The sequence below is a fragment of the Proteiniphilum propionicum genome, assembly GCF_022267555.1.
In the GTDB taxonomy this organism is placed as follows: Bacteria; Bacteroidota; Bacteroidia; order Bacteroidales; family Dysgonomonadaceae; genus Proteiniphilum; species Proteiniphilum propionicum.
This window is the reverse complement of record NZ_CP073586.1, coordinates 1,017,294-1,036,669: the sequence shown is the minus strand read 5'-3', so window position 1 is coordinate 1,036,669 and position 19,376 is coordinate 1,017,294. Positions and strand designations below refer to the sequence as shown.

General features: G+C 36.9%; 17 protein-coding genes and 1 pseudogene. 4 read left to right on the top strand and 14 right to left on the bottom strand.

Annotation, left to right across the window (positions count from 1 at the left end; all coding sequences use genetic code 11):
- Position 1: 1 nt before the first annotated feature.
- The 10 genes and pseudogenes from KDN43_RS03960 to tnpA form a co-directional block, all read right to left on the bottom strand.
- Positions 2-2,989 carry a type I restriction endonuclease subunit R gene (locus KDN43_RS03960; RefSeq protein WP_238868383.1) on the bottom strand — a complete coding sequence of 996 codons (2,988 nt, stop codon included), beginning with the start codon at positions 2,987-2,989 and terminating at the stop codon, positions 2-4.
- A 12-nt stretch (positions 2,990-3,001) separates the two neighbouring features.
- Positions 3,002-4,300 (bottom strand): restriction endonuclease subunit S, encoded by a 1,299-nt coding sequence (locus KDN43_RS03955; protein WP_238868382.1) that lies wholly within the window; start codon positions 4,298-4,300, stop codon positions 3,002-3,004.
- On the bottom strand, positions 4,297-5,301 hold the full coding sequence (locus KDN43_RS03950; protein ID WP_238868381.1) for a virulence RhuM family protein: 1,005 nt from the start codon (positions 5,299-5,301) through the stop codon (positions 4,297-4,299). The genes KDN43_RS03955 and KDN43_RS03950 overlap by 4 nt, the downstream gene beginning before the upstream one ends.
- A gap of 105 nt (positions 5,302-5,406) precedes the next feature.
- On the bottom strand, positions 5,407-7,209 hold the full coding sequence (locus tag KDN43_RS03945) for a type I restriction-modification system subunit M (RefSeq protein ID WP_238868380.1): 1,803 nt from the start codon (positions 7,207-7,209) through the stop codon (positions 5,407-5,409).
- 126 nt (positions 7,210-7,335) lie between these two features.
- Positions 7,336-8,451, bottom strand: a complete 1,116-nt coding sequence (locus KDN43_RS03940; RefSeq protein ID WP_238868379.1) for a hypothetical protein — start codon at positions 8,449-8,451, stop codon at positions 7,336-7,338.
- A 279-nt stretch (positions 8,452-8,730) separates the two neighbouring features.
- The gene (locus KDN43_RS03935; protein WP_238868378.1) at positions 8,731-9,519 is read right to left on the bottom strand and encodes an IS3 family transposase; all 789 of its coding nucleotides are present in this window, start codon (positions 9,517-9,519) and stop codon (positions 8,731-8,733) included.
- A gap of 35 nt (positions 9,520-9,554) precedes the next feature.
- On the bottom strand, positions 9,555-9,821 hold the full coding sequence (locus KDN43_RS03930; RefSeq protein ID WP_238865972.1) for a transposase: 267 nt from the start codon (positions 9,819-9,821) through the stop codon (positions 9,555-9,557).
- Between the two features lie 141 nt (positions 9,822-9,962).
- A pseudogene (tnpC, locus tag KDN43_RS03925) lies at positions 9,963-11,562 on the bottom strand (IS66 family transposase).
- 91 nt (positions 11,563-11,653) lie between these two features.
- Positions 11,654-11,995 (bottom strand): IS66 family insertion sequence element accessory protein TnpB, encoded by a 342-nt coding sequence (gene tnpB, locus KDN43_RS03920; RefSeq protein WP_238866539.1) that lies wholly within the window; start codon positions 11,993-11,995, stop codon positions 11,654-11,656.
- Between the two features lie 4 nt (positions 11,996-11,999).
- Positions 12,000-12,374, bottom strand: coding sequence for an IS66 family insertion sequence element accessory protein TnpA (gene tnpA, locus KDN43_RS03915; protein ID WP_238865819.1), 375 nt, complete (start codon positions 12,372-12,374; stop codon positions 12,000-12,002).
- Between the two features lie 82 nt (positions 12,375-12,456).
- On the opposite strand from tnpA, the gene KDN43_RS03910 reads away from it, so the two are divergent.
- Genes KDN43_RS03910 through KDN43_RS03895 form a run of 4 tightly spaced genes read left to right on the top strand, consistent with a single transcriptional unit; the run spans position 12,457 to position 13,976 of the window.
- Positions 12,457-12,822: a cell division protein ZapB gene (locus KDN43_RS03910; RefSeq protein WP_238868377.1), complete on the top strand. Its 366-nt coding sequence runs from the start codon at positions 12,457-12,459 to the stop codon at positions 12,820-12,822.
- Between the two features lie 40 nt (positions 12,823-12,862).
- Positions 12,863-13,138 (top strand): transposase, encoded by a 276-nt coding sequence (locus KDN43_RS03905; protein WP_238866086.1) that lies wholly within the window; start codon positions 12,863-12,865, stop codon positions 13,136-13,138.
- 14 nt (positions 13,139-13,152) lie between these two features.
- Positions 13,153-13,461 carry an IS3 family transposase gene (locus KDN43_RS03900; RefSeq protein WP_238868376.1) on the top strand — a complete coding sequence of 103 codons (309 nt, stop codon included), beginning with the start codon at positions 13,153-13,155 and terminating at the stop codon, positions 13,459-13,461.
- Entirely contained in the window at positions 13,386-13,976 is a 591-nt protein-coding gene (locus tag KDN43_RS03895; protein WP_327065906.1) for an IS3 family transposase, read from the top strand. Before KDN43_RS03900 ends, KDN43_RS03895 begins: the two co-directional genes overlap by 76 nt.
- Before the next feature lie 561 nt (positions 13,977-14,537).
- On the opposite strand, the gene KDN43_RS03890 is transcribed toward KDN43_RS03895, so the two are convergent.
- The 4 genes from KDN43_RS03890 to KDN43_RS03875 form a co-directional block, all read right to left on the bottom strand.
- Entirely contained in the window at positions 14,538-15,341 is an 804-nt protein-coding gene (locus KDN43_RS03890; RefSeq protein WP_238868375.1) for an IS3 family transposase, read from the bottom strand.
- A gap of 20 nt (positions 15,342-15,361) precedes the next feature.
- The gene (locus KDN43_RS03885; RefSeq protein ID WP_238841705.1) at positions 15,362-15,628 is read right to left on the bottom strand and encodes a transposase; all 267 of its coding nucleotides are present in this window, start codon (positions 15,626-15,628) and stop codon (positions 15,362-15,364) included.
- Positions 15,629-15,680: 52 nt separating this feature from the next.
- Positions 15,681-15,977: a hypothetical protein gene (locus KDN43_RS03880; protein WP_238868374.1), complete on the bottom strand. Its 297-nt coding sequence runs from the start codon at positions 15,975-15,977 to the stop codon at positions 15,681-15,683.
- 200 nt (positions 15,978-16,177) lie between these two features.
- On the bottom strand, positions 16,178-19,363 hold the full coding sequence (locus KDN43_RS03875; protein WP_238868373.1) for a DEAD/DEAH box helicase: 3,186 nt from the start codon (positions 19,361-19,363) through the stop codon (positions 16,178-16,180).
- Positions 19,364-19,376 lie beyond the last annotated feature (13 nt).

Here is a 19,376-nt window from a genome sequence, read left to right as displayed (position 1 = left end):
ATTACTGATTTAGCCTTGAGTATGTTCTTTTCATATAAAAATCCTTCACCCAATCACCAAATGCTTTATTGGTAAGTATCTTATCTACGATCTCGCTGTTCTGTTCTACCCTGCTAATTAGTACATCAATGAAGTTATCATCAAATGCAAATTTGAAAGTGTCTAATCTGTTTACTTTTGCCTGTTTCTGCAGGGTTTCATCCTCCATGAGCTCAGCTTCTATCTGATCAAAGAAAAGTCGGTCTGCTTCATCAAATTCGGTTCCAAATCGTTCATTAAGTACATCAATTATTTCTGATAAGTGTGCTTCTTCTTTCTTAGATCTTTTTAGTCCAGCTTCCGAAGTTCCGCTCAATTCACCTTCTTCTCCTTTTTCAAGAACAATTGCACCCTCTTTTATCTTTTGAAGGCGATAATACTCAAGTGCCAGTTCATCATCTAAATGTACAGTATCGGAGAGATTTCTTCTCGGTAATCTTGTTTGCAATAGCTTGGCATAAGCATAGAACTTCTCGAATTCCGTATCCGTGAAAGGCATAATCTGCGCTAAGAAAGCATACAGATTTGTCCATGTACGTAATCCTTTTTTAAACTCATCCTGTTTTTCTTCCTTTTCTATTGCTTTGTATCTCTCAACAGCTTTATCAGTGATAGCATAAAGACGTTTTTGATGTACAGCACTATTTTGTTTTGCTTCAGGATCAAAATAGATATTGGCAAAGTCATCAATCTCCTGCACCCAATAGACCTGAAATTCATCGAGCTTACCTTTAAGATCATACAAATGATTTACATCAGTCTCTTCTTTTACGGTCGTTACCTCATAATATGGCTGGAAAGAAGCTAAGATTGTTTCCCTGTCATTAACAAAATCCAATACAAATGGATCTTCCTTACCGGGATGATTTCTGTTAAGACGTGAGAGAGTTTGTACAGCCTTAACTCCTGACAGTTTCTTATCCACATACATTGTATGCAGAAGAGGCTGATCAAATCCCGTCTGATATTTATCGGCAACAATCAGAATCTTATATTCATTTTTTACAAATACATTGGGTAGTTCTTTTTCGCTGTAACCTGTCATTTGCGGTTCAGACACACCGTCAGGTGCATTGTCATCTATCACTTTGCCGGAGAAAGCTACTAATATCTTGATATCATTTCCATAACCCATTGCTTTGATATATCGCTCAAACTCCTCAAAATATCGTTTAGCATGAAGTCTTGAGCTACAAACTACCATAGCTTTAGCCTTACCTCCTATTTTCTTGGATACCACCTGCCTGAAATGCTCAATAATGATTTCAGTCTTCTGTGCCAGATTATGTGGGTGCAATGACACGTATTTACCAATAGCTTTTGATGCTTTACCCTTGTTTAGCTTAGGATCATCTTCAATAGCTTTAGATAACTTATAGTAGAGCTCATAGGTTGTGTAATTAAGCAGAACATCCTTTATAAAACCTTCTTCAATAGCTTGTCGCATTGAGTAAAGATGAAAAGGTGCAGGTTTGCCATTCTCATCCTTTTCTCCGAATACCTGCAGAGTCTTGTATTTTGGAGTTGCTGTAAATGCAAAGAAAGATATGTTATTCTGTTTACCTCTCGAAATAGCTGATTTCTCGATTTGTTCCCTGATATAATCTTCTTCAGTATAATCATCTTCCTGATCATCTGCTACAGCTTCATCCGATGATTTGGATGATAATACCTCTTTAAGCTTTTTACTTGCTTCACCACCCTGTGAACTATGAGCTTCATCTATAATTACAGCATACTTGCGTTCCGGCAGGTCTTTTACTTTGTCAATAACATACGGGAATTTTTGCAATGTGGTAATAATAATATTTGTTCCATAAGTAAGTGCTATAGCCAATTGTTCACTATCCTTATCTATCTTTTGAACAACACCTGTTTTATGTTCGAACTGATAGATAGTATCCTGTAGTTGTTTGTCGAGTACTCTTCTATCTGTAATAACAATAACAGAATCAAATACTCTTTCATCAAGTGAGTTGTGCAAGCTGGACAGCCTGTATGACAGCCATGCGATTGTGTTACTCTTTCCAGAACCTGCAGAGTGCTGAACAAGATAGTTCTTGCCGCAACCTTTATCTAAAACATCTTCAGTTATCTCCCTTACAGTATCTAGTTGATGATACCTTGGAAATATCAGTTTCTCTTTGATATAAGTACTGGTACCTGTGGTGAATTCTTCCTTTTCAAGATGTGCAAAACTCTGTATAATCTCCAACCAGCTATCTTTTTGCAGAATATTCTCCCATAAGTAAGCAGTTTTATAACCATCGGGATTTAGTGGATTCCCCTTTCCATGGTTATAGCCTTTATTAAACGGAAGCCAGAATGTTTTACTGCCATCAAGCTTGGTTGTCATATAAACCTCATCCTGATCAACAGCAAAATGCACAAGAGTACGCTTTTTGAACGCAAACAGCAGTTCTCTGTTATCTCTTGAAGTGCCATATTGCTTTAGAGCATTACCGACATCCTGTCCAGTGAACTGGTTCTTAAGTTCAAGAGTAGCTAAAGGTATTCCGTTAAGAGATAAAAGCACATCAACCGAATTCATGTTCTTAGAGCTATAATAGACCTGCCTGTAGACCTTTAAGCTATTCTGATTATATAGCTCCGTAGCTTCAGGGTTAAGCGTTGAAGCAGGTTTGTAATATGCCATCTGAAACCGAACACCATTATCCACAAAACCATTACGAAGAACATCAAGGCTTCCACGCAGATCCAGTTCACGATAAAGCCTTTGTATTATTCTTTCATCAACATTATCACCATGTATAGAAGACACCCTTTCCCATCGTTTTGGCTGTGTCTCCTGAAGAAATTTCAACACCTCATATTTGAACAGTCCAAGCTCATGGCTATAATCCTGAGCATTGCCCTGAGTGTACCCACCTTTTTCTGTCAGCGACTGCACCAATGCAGTTTCAAATGTGTTTTCGGTTGTGATATTCATAGTTTATGATTCTTAATCTTCAATTACCTTTATTTTTCCTGTTACTGCTTCACTTATTAAAGCTGTGCGATATTCTGTTAGTAGTTCGATTAGCTCTTCTGTGCGGGCTTTTTTAAAGTCAATTTTTGAGCACTCGGATTCGATGTGGTGGACTATAACTTTTTGTTCAGATAGAGGAGGTAGTGTGAATTCAACCTCTTTTAACTTTTCACGTGTCAAATGAGCGATACTTATCTTGTTTACAACTAAGTCAAAAGCTCCTTTTACTCCATACAGATAGAATAGTTGTAAAAAATAGCTTGGATCACATTTATTATTCACAGTAACTTTATGAACCGAATTTTGTATATAGCACTCATTAAGTTCTTCATTCCAAATACATGTTCTCCCCACTTCTCCACCTTCGCTCACTAATAGATCATTTTTGGTGACAAGGTATTTTTCTAATTCCTTTTCAGAAAACCACATTTCTTTTACATCTTCTACATTGACATGATGCCAACATAAATTAGCTGCCCTTAAGTATGGTTTCAATTTATAATTTCCTTTGTCTTCTGGAGTCAACATTTTACCAAGTATGATATCCGCAACATATTTCAACTTCTTCACCTCCCAATGCTCCGGAATTTCACCCAACCACTCAATACCTGAATCTTTCATAGGTACATTAGGATCGAGACCTTTTGTAACAGCTTGGTTAATGATAGCAGTTTTTTCTTCTTCATAAAGTTCTAACAAACGTTTTTTGTCGGCAATCAGCTCATCAATTTCAGAGGTTTTGAGGTCGAGGAAGTTGGCGATGGAGGTTTGTTCAGTTGTTGGCGGTATAACTAAGTATGCATTTTTTATTAGCTCTTGATTCAGTATTTTAGCACCATAAATATTTTCGTTTGCATTCTTTAATATTTGATCAGGAAGAGAATAATAAAAGAAATTTAGATTTGTAGAGCTATCTGGATTTATTGAAAATATAGCTTCATTAGTGTAACAATCCATAGTGTTGAATCCAACACGTCCTACAGATAACTTAAAACTATAGAGTAAAGATCCTTTCTGTACAATTTCAGGCTTGAAGTCTTCAATTGCTTTATCAGTTATCTTATTCACTGAGTCGCTTATCTCTTTTTCTTGTAAATCACTAATATTAATCCACACATGGGTACCATCCTCATAATATTCTGATTTGCCACTGGGTGGTGTAAATCCAGTTTTAAAGGAGAAGTTATGCTTCACTTTATTAACCGCCCAATGACTCGGAATCTCACCAATCCATTCAATACCTGAATCTTTATATGAATCGTATTTTTTCATTTCTTCTTTATCTTTTCTTCCAGTCTTTTGAGCTCTTCCAAGTCTTCATCATCTGCTTTTTGAGCTGATTCAATCTTTCTGCGCTGATCAAACAGTTCATAGATTCTGTTTACCTGTTTCTCCATATCTGCATTAGATATACTTCCGGCATGGTTTAAAACTTTTTTATCCTGAAAATCGAGAATCTTATCAATATTGTCTCTCCAGAATTGGATTGTGAGATCTTGTCGATTTTTAGCCCTTAGTTCAGCACTTTCAAGAAAAAGTACTACTAACCGATTGAGAGTATCAATCTCATCGTGATTAAGGTAGTTTTTGGCAGTGTAAATGTCTTGTTTTCTTACAATCTGCCCTTTCCATGAGGTTAGATTCATATTGGGTTGTGTGTGATCTGCCCGTGAAATAATTATTTCTGCAGCTGTTTTACCGGTTACTGCATAGAGCAGCTTATTTTGTGTTTCCGCAAAAAACATTTGGGTTGATTTATCTGTACCATCATAATCGCTACTAAGTGCAAAAAGATCTCGAACTTTTTGGTAGAATCTTTTTTCAGAAGCTCGTATATCTCTGATTCTTTTCAGTAACTCATCAAAATAGTCTGGTCTTCCATCAGGGTTTTTTAATCGTTCATCATCCATTACAAACCCTTTGACCATATACTCTTTAAGATTTCTGTTTGCCCACTGTCGGAATTGTATTCCACGTTTACTACGTACTCTGAATCCAATGGACAAAATCATCTCAAGTGAATAGAATGTTACTTCGTATTGCTTACCATCTGAGGCAGTTGTAAAGTAATTCTTTACAACTGAAACTTCAGGCAACTCTCTGTCTGACAAAATGTTTATAATGTGCTGGCTTATGTTTTGTTTTGAGGTGTCAAAAAGTTCAGCCAGCTGACTTTGATTCATCCATACAGTACCATCCACTGCATACAGTGCTATAGATGCTTTACCATCTACAGTTTTATAAATTATTATATCACCTTTGCTTTCAATCATAGTTCTTTTACATTTTTAATTGTATCTAAAACATGCGGGGTAACATGCATGGTGACTTGCATGGTAACTTGCATGGTAACTTGCATGGTAACTTGCATGGTAATCTCATATCTCCAATACCTTATGCGCCCTGCCAAACGTTCTTTCTTCTAATTCCAGAATATCAGCTTTTATCTCTGATAGAGATCTTAATGGCTTGAACTCATAGAAATACTTTGTGAAATTGATTTCGTAACCTGTTTTGGTTTTACTTTCGTCAATCCATGCTTCTGGCAGATGAGGCTTTACTTCTGCTTCAAAATACTCTTCTATAGTTTGAGGAACAAGTTTGCCGTTAGCTTCCTTTTTCAGGAATGGTATATTTTCGTAATCTCTGAGTGATGTATCTGGTTTTGGCTTACCCTTAGTTTTGATTACTTTTCCTTTTTCATCCTTCAAAGGCCGTTCAACAGTTACTCGCCAATATCCGAAGTATTCATTTGGCAGGATTTTCACAAACTCATTCTCTTCGAAATTACCATAAAGATCAGTAATAAATCCAATGCCTTTTTCATTACCGTTTTCGGCTATCTTCTTGCGCTTATTACCAAGGCTCCTGTCCATCTTCTGCCAAAAACGGTTGAATTCAATTTTGCCTTCTTTTAATAGTTCTTCGTCCTTGGTGCCGGTTGCATTAATTAGCTGGATATACCCTTTACGTTCTTTGCTCTTTTTGTTGGTAACTATCCAAATATAGGTGCTGATACCTGTATTGTAAAACAACTGATCGGGTAGGGCAATGATAGCTTCCAGCCAGTCGTTCTCGATTATCCATCTGCGAATATTGCTTTCTCCACTTTCTGCTGCACCGGTGAAAAGAGGTGATCCGTTGAATACTATAGCTATTCTACTACCCTCTTTTTTCATCTTGGAGATCATGTGTTGCAGGAATAGTAATGCACCATCGTTTATTCTGGGTAGTCCTGCACCAAATCTGCCATCAAATCCTTTGCTGTTTGCTTCAGACTTAATTATTTTTTCAGCTTTTTTCCAGTCTACTCCAAATGGTGGGTTTGATAACATGTAATCAAACTCTTCTTCTTTCAGACCATCTACAGTAAAAGTGTTTCCAAACTTAATATTGCTTGGGTTCTGACCTTTGATAAGCATATCAGATTTACAGATAGCAAAAGACTCAGAGTTTATCTCCTGTCCGAATACTTTTAGATCAGCATCAGGGTTTAGCTCTTTCACGTACTGTTCTCCAACTGAAAGCATTCCTCCTGTACCACATGCCGGATCGTAAAGAGTTCTTACAATTCCATCCTGTGTTAAGATGTCTCTGTCCTCGATAAATAGGATATTAACCATCAATCTTATCACCTCTCTCGGTGTAAAGTGTTCTCCGGCTGTTTCATTAGATTGCTCGGAGAATCTTCTTATCAGGTCTTCAAACACGTAACCCATTTCCATTGACTCCATATCAGAAAGATCGATCTCCTGAAAGGATTTAACGACTCTGAAGAGAAGATCTGTGCTTGGATCATCCATTAGGTCTATCTGAACATCAAAGTTGAAATACTCGAGTATTTCACGCGCGCTTTCAGAAAAGCCATTTATATATGCTCTTAAATTTAAAGAAATATTATTTGGATCGGCTATCAGCTTGTCAAAATTAAAAGGACTTCTGTTATGGAAGTTGAAGCCTGCAACTTTGTTCAGTGTCTTCTCTATAATTACTTCATTAAGTGTTTGTACTTTAGGAAGATAATCTAATACTTTCTGTTTTGTAGGTTCAAGGACACAATCCAGTCGCCTGATTACGGTCATTGGAAGTATTACTTTTCCATAGTCCGACTGCTTATAGTCGCCTCTGAGGAGATCAGCCACCCGCCATATCAGATCGGCTTTTTCTTTAAAATTGTTCATTTGTTATTTATATTCTGGTAGTATCAAAAACGATACCGGTATCAATTGATGTTAAATTTTAACTTAGATGCGAAGTTAATGAAAATGTTTTAGAATAGATATATTTAAGATTGGTCAGATTTATGTTTAGTAACAAAAATCTAATGAATATTGAAATATATTACGGTTTGATATGATTCTCTTCTTTTCTATCATTTTGGCTTTTTTTGTCAATTTACAACTGTTTGTAATATCGTTTGCTTTATAGTGCGTCCAATAAAACATATTCTTGGGCCGATTGAGTTTATAATGTCTGTTTCTTATCTGCTTTGTTAAATGATCAATTTCTGTTGGTGCATCTTGTGGCCTTTTTAGACAATCTTTAAGCAGGTCATATCTGATTATGTTAAATAACATCGGGTCTTTTCTTTGAAGTTCCTTTAATGTTTTGGATTTTGCATATTTTGAACCGGCTTCTTCACTGTTTAAATTAAGTCCAGTGACAGGACAAATTCGAGTTAGGCATAAAGGTGCAGTTTGATAGTATATATATATGTAAATCTGCACCCTTTTGGTTTTCGAGATAGGTGGTAAAAATGCACCCCTGTTGTATTTAATTTCTTTCTGTTGAGAATTAAGATAATCAAGTTTACCTTCTATGGCTTTGTATGTTACTTTGTGAATATTGTATCCGGTTTGGTCTAACAGATTAAGAAACCTTTTTTTCATCCTGTAGAACTGGTTACGGTGCTTCTGTAATACTTCGAACCAAGTATATGTATTTAAATACTTTTCAAGGCTGTTTGCTTGACCCCTGCTTAATCCGTTAGCACTTTTGCTGTACAATATCAATACTTCCCTAAATTCGCTTAAAATGGCTGCAGTTAACCTCGAATAAACATCGTATTTAAGTAAATCTGATAAATCTGATATACCTAACGTGTTTATGTATTGACTTTTTTTGCTTTTGACTTCAAAACGAAAAAGGTTCTTATCTGCATACTCTGGAAATTGTAAGCCTTTTGCGTAGAACTTAATCGTTTTATAGTTATTAGCTTGACCGTACTTGTTAGCTGTATAGCTTTTCTTTGAATACTTTAAGCCTGAATCACTCAAGAAACGATTTTTACCGTGATATTCTGCACGTGTTATTAAATCCTGAACCGGTATATCTGATATTACATTAACCCCGAACTCTAAATTTATTATTCTAAATTGTTCTGGTTTGTCAATAACAAACATTTCAATGAAGTCATTAATCACCTGAATACAGTCTTTAACGGTGAAGTCATTTGCGTTATGTATATTATCATTGAAGTAATGTAAGCACCCTAGCAACTGTAAGCTACCCCTTTTTAGGACAGTCTTTGATTAGACTGCTAAATTAGTTGTTTATGTATACAATGTTATGATGTCGGACAGATTTTTGATAAGCCACTCCCAATACGAGGCGATACAGCGGGCAAGACTGCCCGTAAGGGCACTCGTCTTGGCCTTGACCGCTGTAGCGGCTCGTGTTACCTTTGCTTGTCAAAACATCTGTCATACTGCTTCCTTTCTTTTTATCAGTTCTTCCCTATATTCAAAGGGCGTCATGTTGTCCAACGACTCATGGGGCCGTTCTTCGTTGTAGTCTTTCCGCCAGGCTTCGGTCAGTTCCCTGACTTCAGATATGTTGCGGAAAATATATCTATCAAGAACAGCTCTTCTGTAGCTTCCGTTGAAGCGTTCAATGTAACCGTTCTGAGTGGGTTTGCCAGGCTGAATATAAATGATGTTAATCTCATTGCCTTTGCACCAATCTTTGAACACCTGAGCGATAAACTCAGGGCCATTGTCGCAGCGTATGTTCTTTGGTTTGCCATTCAGCCATATGACCTTTTCCAGAACTTTAATGACCCGTTTTGCCGGCATGGACATCGATATCTCCTGCGCCACGGCAATCTTGCAGGCATCATCTATGATGTTAAGAACACGGAACTGTCTTCCGCACTCAATCCTGTCACTGATAAAATCAATAGACCAGGTAATATTGGGCTCTTCAGGCATAACCAGAGGGTTTTTAACCCTTGCAGGCAGACGTTTCTTCAATCGGCTTCGTTTCTCATAGTGCATTGCCTTGTACACCCTGTAAACCTTCTTGTGGTTCCATCCCTTACCCTCACGTCTCAGTCTTGAATAAATCTTCCAGAAGCCATCACCGAACTCGGCGGCAGCACGGATTGCTTCTTCTACTTCGGTATCATCTTTCTTCTCTGTATAGTAGAAGTAGGAGCGATGGATCTCCATCAGCTTGCACGCCCGAGAGATGCTTATACCATATTCTTCCACTATCTCTCCTGCCAGTTCTTTCTTTACCTCGGGCTCTAGAGTTTTTTTTCGATAACCTCCTTCAGTATCTTGTTGTCAAGAGCAAGGTCAGCATACATCTGCTTCAACTTGCGGTTCTCATCTTCAAGCTCTTTGAGGCGTTTGACCTGACTCACCTCCATCCCACTGTACTTGGACTTCCAATTATAAAGGGTCGCCCTGGATATGTTGTAGTCACGCGCTACAACTGAGGCATCCACTCCACTTTCAAGCTGATGGACTGCCTTTACCTTCTCTGACTCGCTGTGTACTGTCTTTTTCATTGTTGTTCCTATGCCTAACAAAGTTAATATTTTTGTCTAACTTGGAACTGTCCTATAAAAAGGGAAGGTTACACAACTACCCCTTGATTTTCTCCTAATTGCTTTTGGCAATTAGGCCCTCAGATAATTATTAGAGTTTCTTTAGACTATTATTAGAGTTTTATTAGACTCCTGTTGTTTCCAATTGTTTGGCAAGAGTGCTCTTAGGTTATCTTCATTTCCCGGATTCTGGTAGTATGGCATTTTAGCTATTACATCATTTAGCCATTCTCTTGGATTTATACCGGACTCTTTGCACGAGGCAAGCAATGAGCAGATTACTGCTGTATTTTGAGCTGCTTCGTGGTTACCACAGAACATTAAGTTTTTTCTTGACAAAGCAATCGGTCTGAGGGCATTTTCTGCCAGATTATTATCTATTTTTAATCTGCCGTCTTTTAAATAATTCTTCATTCGTGGCCATAAAGAGTAGGAGTAACTTATAGCCTCGCCCATGCGGTTTTTGGGTAGTACTGTAGGATATGTTTTCTCCATCCACTTTTCAAAAGATAACATTATGGGACGTGCAAGCTCATTCCTTTTTTTGTAGCGTTGCTCATACGACAGATTCTGTTCATCTGCCATTCTTTCTATTTGGTAAAGATGCTGTATCTGCTTTAATGCATACTCTGCAAGGGATTTGTTCTCGTCCAAAGCTATTTCATAGCGACGTCGTATATGGGCCATGCAGGCAACAAGACAAATCTGGCCGTTTTCTTTAAAAACATTGTATGCTCCATAACCATCACTCTGAAGGTAACCATCAAATGATTTTAATAAAGAGTAGGCTGTATCTCCCGATCTTGAACCATCATCATAATGGAAAAAGACCAGTTTCTTCATGACAGATCTTATCATCCACAGATATTCTTTCTTTGCATAGTGGCTCTCTTTGTTTATAACAGGTAAGGTGGTTTCATCAACCTGTATGTAGTCCGTGTTTAAAACCTCCTCCTTCAGGATCTTGTATAATGGAGTTAGCAGCTCACATGTGGGTTTAAACCATCCACTCAAGGTATTTGATGGTATCTTTACTCCCAAGTGATGAAACTGTTTTACCTGACGGTAAAAAAGGCAGGTGATATTCATACTTTCCAAGCATAATTTCCGAAAGGAGGCTGGCTCCGGGAAGTCCTTTGTAGATGGGCAACAAAGGAAGCGGTGCTATAAGCACTGCAGGTGCTTCTTTGGTTGCAGGTGTGAGATTGTCTTTTAATCCGTATTTAGGACGTACGATCTCTTTTACATATAATTTACCCGGTTCAAACTCAAGTGTACGGGTACGTTCTTCTCCTATGCGCTTGTATTTATCTTTATCAACATCTTCCGGCTCAATAATTACTTCTATAACGGGAAGTCCTTCAAGCAGCTTTCTGTTGGAACGAGTCTTCTTTCTGGAGGATATATTTTCTTCAATCTGCTTTTCTGCTTCGATGCGCTCTGCCTCTATTTCCTCAAGATGTTTCTTTTCATCTTCTAATGTTTCAAATAAGTTGAGCTGATTGGGGTCAAGCCTGGATAGCTTCTCACTTTTACGTCCATAAAACTGACGGGTAAACCAGGCTATTTGTGATAGGAGCTTATCAATATTTTGCTGCAGACCGGTCATCTGCTCTGCCTGTTTAGCATTAGCCTCAGTAAGTAGACGGATTTGTTCCGCTTGCGATTTTATTAAGAGTTCTAATGCTTGCGACTGGTCCATTGTATGGGTTTGTATTTAGCTATAAAAATACTAAAAAACCGTGAGCCAGACAAGTTTTCAGAGCAATATTTTACACTTTTATTTGAGTTTTTTATTGGTGGTTTCTAAACGCTTTTAGTCGCTTCAACCTAGTGTTTGGGTCATCCTGTATACCTTCAACCATCATTACTAAACTGGACCAGTTCATAGGGTATGACCGGCTGTCTTTATCATAAGCAGGCAAACGAAAGGTACCCTCTTCGAGCCTTTTCATATACAAAACTAAACCTCCGTCTTCTGCATGAAGTATTTTCATTGTGGTACGAGTTCTGTTTATGAAAATGAAACAATCACCCATTCTAACATCATATCCCATATGGCTCTGCACAACTCCACAGAGTGAGTTCATCCCTTTACGCATATCTGTCTTTCCCGGACAGAGAAAATAGCGCATTGTATCATTTAGGCAAAACATGTGCAGAACATATTTGAGCAAGTAATTTAATAGCAGCCTCAGTTTGAGTGCTGCCTATAAAACTTACCTGGATACCACCGGGCAACTTTATTTTTATTTCTCCTTTAATATTAACTGATGGAACAGTTTTAAGTGCAGGCTTATTTTCAGATAGATTAAAACTGATGGGAGCCAGTTTATCCACTGCAGTTTCATGTGCATGATTGTTATATGGACGAGTCAGCCCAAACTTACTTTTCCAGTAATAAAAACTGGAAGCCGTGTAAGATTGATTTTCACAAAAATCTTTGACACTTAAACCGCTTTCTTGCTGGCGTTTTAATATAACCATAAATTCTTCTTTGCTTATTGGCGTCATATTTAATTATGTTTGCCGGCAAAGATCAAAACTTAAAATGTAAACTAAAACGGGGACTTTATCGGGTGCTTACTGAATTATAGTGGCACGGTTTGACCGAAAAGAGTGGCACTATCAGACCGAAATACACAAAAAACAGAAAAACACCGAAAAGGAACTCTCAAAAGTCAAATCCGAAGTAAGCAAAGAAAAATTCAAAAACGCCAAAGCCGCAATGGGCGCAAATTTGATGGATGGCGTAAACTCTCTTTTCGGTGGCTCAAAAGTAAAACAGCAACAAGCCGAAATCGAAGAACTACAATCGGAAAATAATTCTTTGAAAGATGAAAACCGTTTGCTCAAAACCGAGTTGCAAACCGCCCAGAAAGAACACGAAAAAATAACGGATAAACTCCGTTCGGAACTCCGAAAAATTTACGACCTTTTTATAATTACCCCCGAATCTTAGACAACAAGAATCATTAAAAAATAATATTAATTTTGTTGTCATGAAGAAAAGGAAAACTTACAGTGCCGGCTTTAAAACAAAGATTGTTTTAGAAGCACTTCAAGAAAGAGAAACAGTCCAGGAGATCGCCAGGAAGTATGAACTTCACCCGGGTCAGATCTCGACGTGGAAGACTCAATTTTTATCTCAGGCGGACCAGGTGTTCGAGAGAGGCGGCTCTAAAACAGAGGATGACAAGGAGAAAGACGCCCTGTTCAAGAAGGTCGGACAGCTTCAGCTGGAGGTTGATTTCTTAAAAAAAGTATTGGGGAAATAGCCAAAAATGAACGGATGAGCAAAATCGACAAGACCCACTCTTTAAGCGTTTCACGCCAGTGTGATTTGTTGGATGTGCCCCGTAGCAGCTTCTACTATTCGCCCCGTGAAGATGGTTCCTATAATGAGGAACTGATGAAGCAGATAGACAAACAGTACATGATTACCCCGTTCTACGGTGTACCCCGGATGACACATCACCTTCGTGGCATTGGCTACGAGGTCAATCCCAAGCGTGTGCGCCGTTTATATCGGAAAATGGATTTATATGCGACCGGCCCCGTCCGAACACGAGCAAGCCCCATAAGGGAGCAAGCCATGTGATTTATCCCTACCTGCTGCGTGGGTTAAAGGTAACGCGCCCCAATCAGGTCTGGGCGATGGATATCACCTATATCCCGTTAGCTGGCAGCCATCTGTACCTGGTTGGCATCATTGACGTTTACAGCCGCTATATCGTTGGCTGGTCACTGTCCAACACGATGACCGCCCATTGGTGCCGCGAGTGCCTTGAAGAGGCTATAAAGCACCATGGTGCTCCGGAGATAATCAATACGGATCAGGGGAGTCAGTTCTCCAGCCCGGAGTTTTCAGCTTATTTTTCTTCATACGAGGGTTTAAAGTTCAGCATGGACGGGAAGGGACGGGCTATTGACAATATCTTCATTGAAAGATTTTGGCGGAACATCAAATACGAGAAGCTTTATCTCGAACCATCAGACAATGGTTTGGAGTTATATCACAAAATAAAGGATTATATGAAGTATTATAACCAGGAAAGGCCCCATCAGGGATTGGAATATAAAAGGCCGATGGATGTGTACCGGGAGGCCGCTTAGTTTCCTGGGATCGCCCTGCAGGGCGATCCCAGGAAACTAACTTATCTGTGAATAGAAACTGTCTAAGGAAGGGGAGAAGTTTACACTTTAGTATTCACATATTTATAAATTGAGTTTAGTATCTGTAATTTCTATAGTTATCAAGATTAATCAGGGCTATACAAATGCTTATTAATCAACTTATTTAACTGTATTATTAAATTATTATGTAATAGAAAGCTATACGAATAATTACTTGATTATCAATTTACGTAACGAATTTACAAAAACATTTCAGGGATTCCAAACACCTGAATATCCATAATGTTTATTTCACCCCTAAAGTATGGCATTTTAGTTTGTTTTCTCAATCTTCTTCTGTAAGCTACCCCTTTTTAGGACAGTCTTTGATTAGACTGCTAAATTAGTTATTTATGTATACAATGTTATGATGTCGGACAGATTTTTGATAAGCCACTCCCAATACTAGACGATACAGCGGGCAAGACTGCCCGCCAGGGCACTCGTCTTGGCCTTGACCGCTGTAGCGGCTCGTGTTACCTTTGCTTGTCAAAACATCTGTCATACTGCTTCCTTTCTTTTTATCAGTTCTTCCCTATATTCAAAGGGCGTCATGTTGTCCAACGACTCATGGGGCCGTTCTTCGTTGTAGTCTTTCCGCCAGGCTTCGGTCAGTTCCCTGACTTCAGACAAGTTGCGGAAAATATATCTATCAAGAACAGCCCTTCTGTAGCTTCCGTTGAAGCGTTCAATGTAACCGTTCTGAGTGGGTTTGCCAGGCTGAGTATACATAATGTTTATCTCATTGCCTTTGCACCAATCTTTGAACACCTGAGCGATAAACTCAGGGCCATTGTCGCAGCGTATGTTCTTTGGTTTGCCATTCAGCCATATGACCTTTTCCAGAACTTTAATGACACGCTTTGCCGGCATGGACATCGATATCTCCTGTGTCACGGCAATCTTGCAGGCATCATCTATGATATTAAGAACACGGAATTGTCTTCCGCACTCAATCCTGTCACTGACAAAGTCAATGGACCAGGTAACATTGGGCTCTTTAGGCATAACCAGAGGATTCTTCACCCTTGCAGGCAGACGTTTCTTCAAACGGCTTCGCTTCTCATAGTGCATTGCCTTGTAAACCCTGTAAACCTTCTTGTGGTTCCATGTCTTACCCTCACGTCTCAGCCTTGAATAAATCTTCCAGAAGCCATCACCGAAGTTGGCGGCAGCACGGATTGCGTCTTCAACTTCAGTGTCATCTTTCTTGTCAGTATAATAGAAGTAGGAGCGATGGATGTCCATCAGCTTGCACGCCCGAGAGATGCTTACACCATATTCTTCCACTATATCTCCTGCCAATTCCTTCTTTACCTCGGGCTCTAGAGTTTTTTTTCGATGACCTCCTTCAGTATCTTGTTGTCAAGTGCAAGGTCAGCATACATCTGTTTCAACGTGCGGTTCTCATCTTCAAGCTCTTTGAGACGTTTAACCTGACTGATCTCCATTCCACTATACTTGGACTTCCAATTATAAAGGGTAGCCCTGGATATATTGTAGTCACGAGCTACAACTGCGGCATCCACCCCACTTTCAAGTTGATGGACTGCCTTTACCTTCTCTGACTCACTGTGTACTTTTTTTTTCATTTTATTTCCTATGCCAAACAAAGTTAATATTTTTGTCTAACTTGGAACTGTCCTATAAAAAGGGAAGGTTACACTTCCTATGTATGCTTTTTAAGGCACTTGGTTTTAACAAATATACTTTATTCACAAGTTCTACTTTTTCTCTGAAGCTAAGTATTACTTCATCTGGATTATCACATATCCATTTATAAAATTCAATTGGATTGTTTTTATAAGGTATACTTGCATTTACTGGAGTGTCGTACCCATCAAAGGTTATTAATAAATTTAGGCCAAGTGATTTCTTGAAATAATCATAATGATGATTTCTCAATCTTGACATAAGCACCTTATAAGAGTTTTTATCCATTTGAATATTCAGTTTCTTTCTCTCTATGTCAAATGCTACAGGTTCAGTTGTTATCCACTTAGATACTTTTTTTGTTCGAACTCCTTTGTCATCTTCAATAGTTAATAATTTATCTGAAGGATAAAAAGAGTTGGGCTTCCCTTTAAATATATGAACACTGCTTATCTTAGATTTATATTGTTGTTTTATTTCAACAGGTTTTATTTTTTCCCTTTTTTTTTTAAATGCTCGATAATATTCAAGTTATTTTTATCTCCAACAGGGTATTCATTTATAAGAGTATCTATATCAGCACCTAAAAAATAATCTTCGATAAAATTCCACCTATCTTCGTTTGAGAAATTATTCAAGAAGAAATGATCAAATATTCTATTGCTAATATAGTGCCTTTCTAAAGTTTTTGTAAGAAGCGTGTTATTATAATTTTGATCATGAGAATCTCTCTTTATTCTATCAGGATCATTTAAACGAATAAATACCATAGGATTCTCTCCTCCTTTTACTTCAAAAACACCTAATTCTAAAATTTCCAGAAAATATCCCAAACGTACATAGTTCTCAGTATTAGTCCCTGTATTAGTTGCAAATCTCTCTACCATCAACTTGTCTGTCCCACTAAAAAGATTGTTTAATAGTCTAAGTAATGAAGAAAAATTATGAAGATATTTATTATTGAATATTCTGTAAGTATAAACATCTTTGTATTTTTTCCTTGCTAAAAACGCACCACTCTCGATATGACCGGGTCCCAGTACTCTGCCAGAATATGTCGATAATATAAATTTGGAGAGTTTCTCTGATTTTTTATCATCATTTAATGAATAGTTGAGTTTTTCATGAAATTCCTCTTGAGTAAAGAATGAGCCATCTGATTCTACAAAAACTGATTCAATAATACTAAGTAAACTCTTTAAATCATTGTAGATTTTATTTACCATAAAGAATATTTCGAATGACATTTTTAATTGAGGAACTAATTCAATGCCTTCACTACTTAAAAGTTTTCCTTGATAATATTCATATTTAATGGATGGAAAACTTATATCTTTAAAAAATTTGTACCATAATTTATCTAAATCAAGTTCTATATATTTATATCCTTTTAAGTAATAAGGAATAACACTATAGCATTCATGATATTTTATATTTAAAATTGAATAGTGTGTGTCTGAAATCCTTGCAAACACCTTCACAAACAGTTTTTTAGGACGTGCTACCAAGACGTTGAAACGGTACTTTGCTAAATAATCTTTTTCTATCATCATTAACGATGTTAGAACTTTTTGATCTAAATCTATTGAGTTCTCAAATATGTGACCAAAATCATCAACAGACAAAAGCAGATTTCGTCTTTCTTCATTTTTTACATAAACTCTATATATTTTTTTTAAGACTTCACGTATTTGATATTGTTTAATGGAAGACATCCCATGTAAAACTTTCGTGAATCTCTGATCCTGAGTTGCATAATTTAAAGAAGCATAACCTTTAACTTCAGGATCTCTTGCAGCCCTACCTACTTCTTGAACATAATCAGGAAGAAGACCTGATGGTGCATGATGATATATCAATTCAATATCTGAAATGTCTACACCCATTCCGAATGCTTTAGTGGAAACCATTATCATTTTCTCACCACTCTTAAATTTTCTGTATGAGAGTTCTTTCTGATCGGCAGGTAAACTTCCATAATATCCAACAGCAATATCGAGATCTTCACTATTTAATTTTTGAATAATTTCTCTTATGTGCTTTGTGTAAGGTGTATAAACTAAAGTTTTTATGTTTAATGAGTTGATTTCTTTTATAAAGTTTACTGTCTGTATTAGTTTACTTTTCTCATAGCTTTTCTCAAATTTATCATGATTGTTGACAAGGAAAGTTATATCTTCTCTTTTAACTTGTCCAATAAAAATATGAGGGTTATCCATATTTAGACTATCAATACTATCAAAGACCATGTCGTTTAAGCCTCCGTAAATAGCTGTGGCAGTTACTGCGACTAAAGGGAAATTCATTTCATTGTATTTCCTTATTTTGTTTATATGATTGCCTAAGAACCAATAATCCACTCTAAAATCTCTACCCCAAGTTGTAATAAGATGTGCCTCATCTATGACAATTAAACCTATATTTCGCTCACCAATAAAATGCTTTATATTATATGACAATAATAACTCAGGGGATAAGTAGAGTACATCAATATTGCCATTTTGGCAATTTTCAATAATTGTGTCCCTATCAATAAGGTTTAATTCGCTGTTCAAATATGCTACTTTATGAAAATCTCGATCATTGATAATTGCATCTACCTGATCCTTCATTAAAGCAATAAGAGGTGATACCACAATAGTAATATCTTTATTTTGTGATATATGAAAAGCCGGTAATTGAAACAAAAGTGATTTTCCGGAACCTGTGGGTGCAGTTAAGAAAAGATCTTTGGCTTTTTCACCCTTTTTCGTCTTTTCATATTCTTCTATAATTTTTTCAACAATAAGAGCTTGTGAAATCTCTGTAATTTGATTTCCCTCATCAGGATCTGTATATACACTTAATGTTCTAAAATTTGCTTTCTCACCCCAATATTGCCTTAAAAGTTCTTTTGTCTTATCTTTTGGTTCGTACTCTTCTCTTACAACCTCTTTATATTCGTAATACAGGCTTCCATTAAACTGATTTAAAATATAGTTTAACGATGTAATTATGTCATTTAAGTAATCAGGAATAATTTGCTTTGGATATCTCGTTATTGTTGCAACACTATTAAGGTTGTTGTTTTGTATGCAACTGTTGATAAAATAGTCCAATGCATAAGGGCCAGAGTGAATATCAATATTATAAAAATTATCAGATTCAGTATCTGTCAGTTCTTTCTTTTCAGCAAAAACATTAATTGTTTTAAAATCTTCTGCCGGTGTTTTTACAGAATAAAAATAAGATCCATTTATTTGTAATTGCTCTGCTTGATATAAGGGAATTCCTGCTGGTCTTCTTTCTATACTTTCATTTTCACTTTCTTCAATAAAATCTTCTTTTCTAATAGGAAATAACTGCCTAATATTATCTTTCAGAATTACTATTCGATCTTTAAAAAATGAACTGTTTAAATGAAATGTCAAATAGGAAAACTGGGCATATGAAATTATATGAAAATGTTTATCGGAATTTAAAGATAAAAATACTCTTGTAAACCAATCATTATTAAAGAGATTTTCATTCCCATCTAAAGTAAATGTTTCTTTATCTGTTAAATAGTCTTCATGTTTTTGTGGTTTATATAATTCTGTTTGACCAAGAATTACAAAAACAGGTTTATCGATATTAGATTTTTCATAGTCAATTATTTTATTGATATTTTTTGTGTAAAGATCTGAAAAAGTCATGACGCATTGATTT

Excerpts from the sequence above, each read along its gene's own strand:
- KDN43_RS03960 (WP_238868383.1), bottom strand. The coding sequence starts at position 2,989 with ATGAATATCACAACCGAAAACACATTTGAAACTGCATTGGTGCAGTCG.
- KDN43_RS03955 (WP_238868382.1), bottom strand. The coding sequence starts at position 4,300 with ATGAAAAAATACGATTCATATAAAGATTCAGGTATTGAATGGATTGGT.
- KDN43_RS03950 (WP_238868381.1), bottom strand. The coding sequence starts at position 5,301 with ATGATTGAAAGCAAAGGTGATATAATAATTTATAAAACTGTAGATGGT.
- KDN43_RS03945 (WP_238868380.1), bottom strand. The coding sequence starts at position 7,209 with ATGAACAATTTTAAAGAAAAAGCCGATCTGATATGGCGGGTGGCTGAT.
- KDN43_RS03930 (WP_238865972.1), bottom strand. The coding sequence starts at position 9,821 with ATGAAAAAGACAGTACACAGCGAGTCAGAGAAGGTAAAGGCAGTCCAT.
- tnpB (WP_238866539.1), bottom strand. The coding sequence starts at position 11,995 with ATGCGCTATTTTCTCTGTCCGGGAAAGACAGATATGCGTAAAGGGATG.
- tnpA (WP_238865819.1), bottom strand. The coding sequence starts at position 12,374 with ATGACGCCAATAAGCAAAGAAGAATTTATGGTTATATTAAAACGCCAG.
- KDN43_RS03905 (WP_238866086.1), top strand. The coding sequence starts at position 12,863 with ATGAAGAAAAGGAAAACTTACAGTGCCGGCTTTAAAACAAAGATTGTT.
- KDN43_RS03900 (WP_238868376.1), top strand. The coding sequence starts at position 13,153 with ATGAGCAAAATCGACAAGACCCACTCTTTAAGCGTTTCACGCCAGTGT.
- KDN43_RS03885 (WP_238841705.1), bottom strand. The coding sequence starts at position 15,628 with ATGAAAAAAAAAGTACACAGTGAGTCAGAGAAGGTAAAGGCAGTCCAT.
- KDN43_RS03880 (WP_238868374.1), bottom strand. The coding sequence starts at position 15,977 with ATGGATAAAAACTCTTATAAGGTGCTTATGTCAAGATTGAGAAATCAT.
- KDN43_RS03875 (WP_238868373.1), bottom strand. The coding sequence starts at position 19,363 with ATGACTTTTTCAGATCTTTACACAAAAAATATCAATAAAATAATTGAC.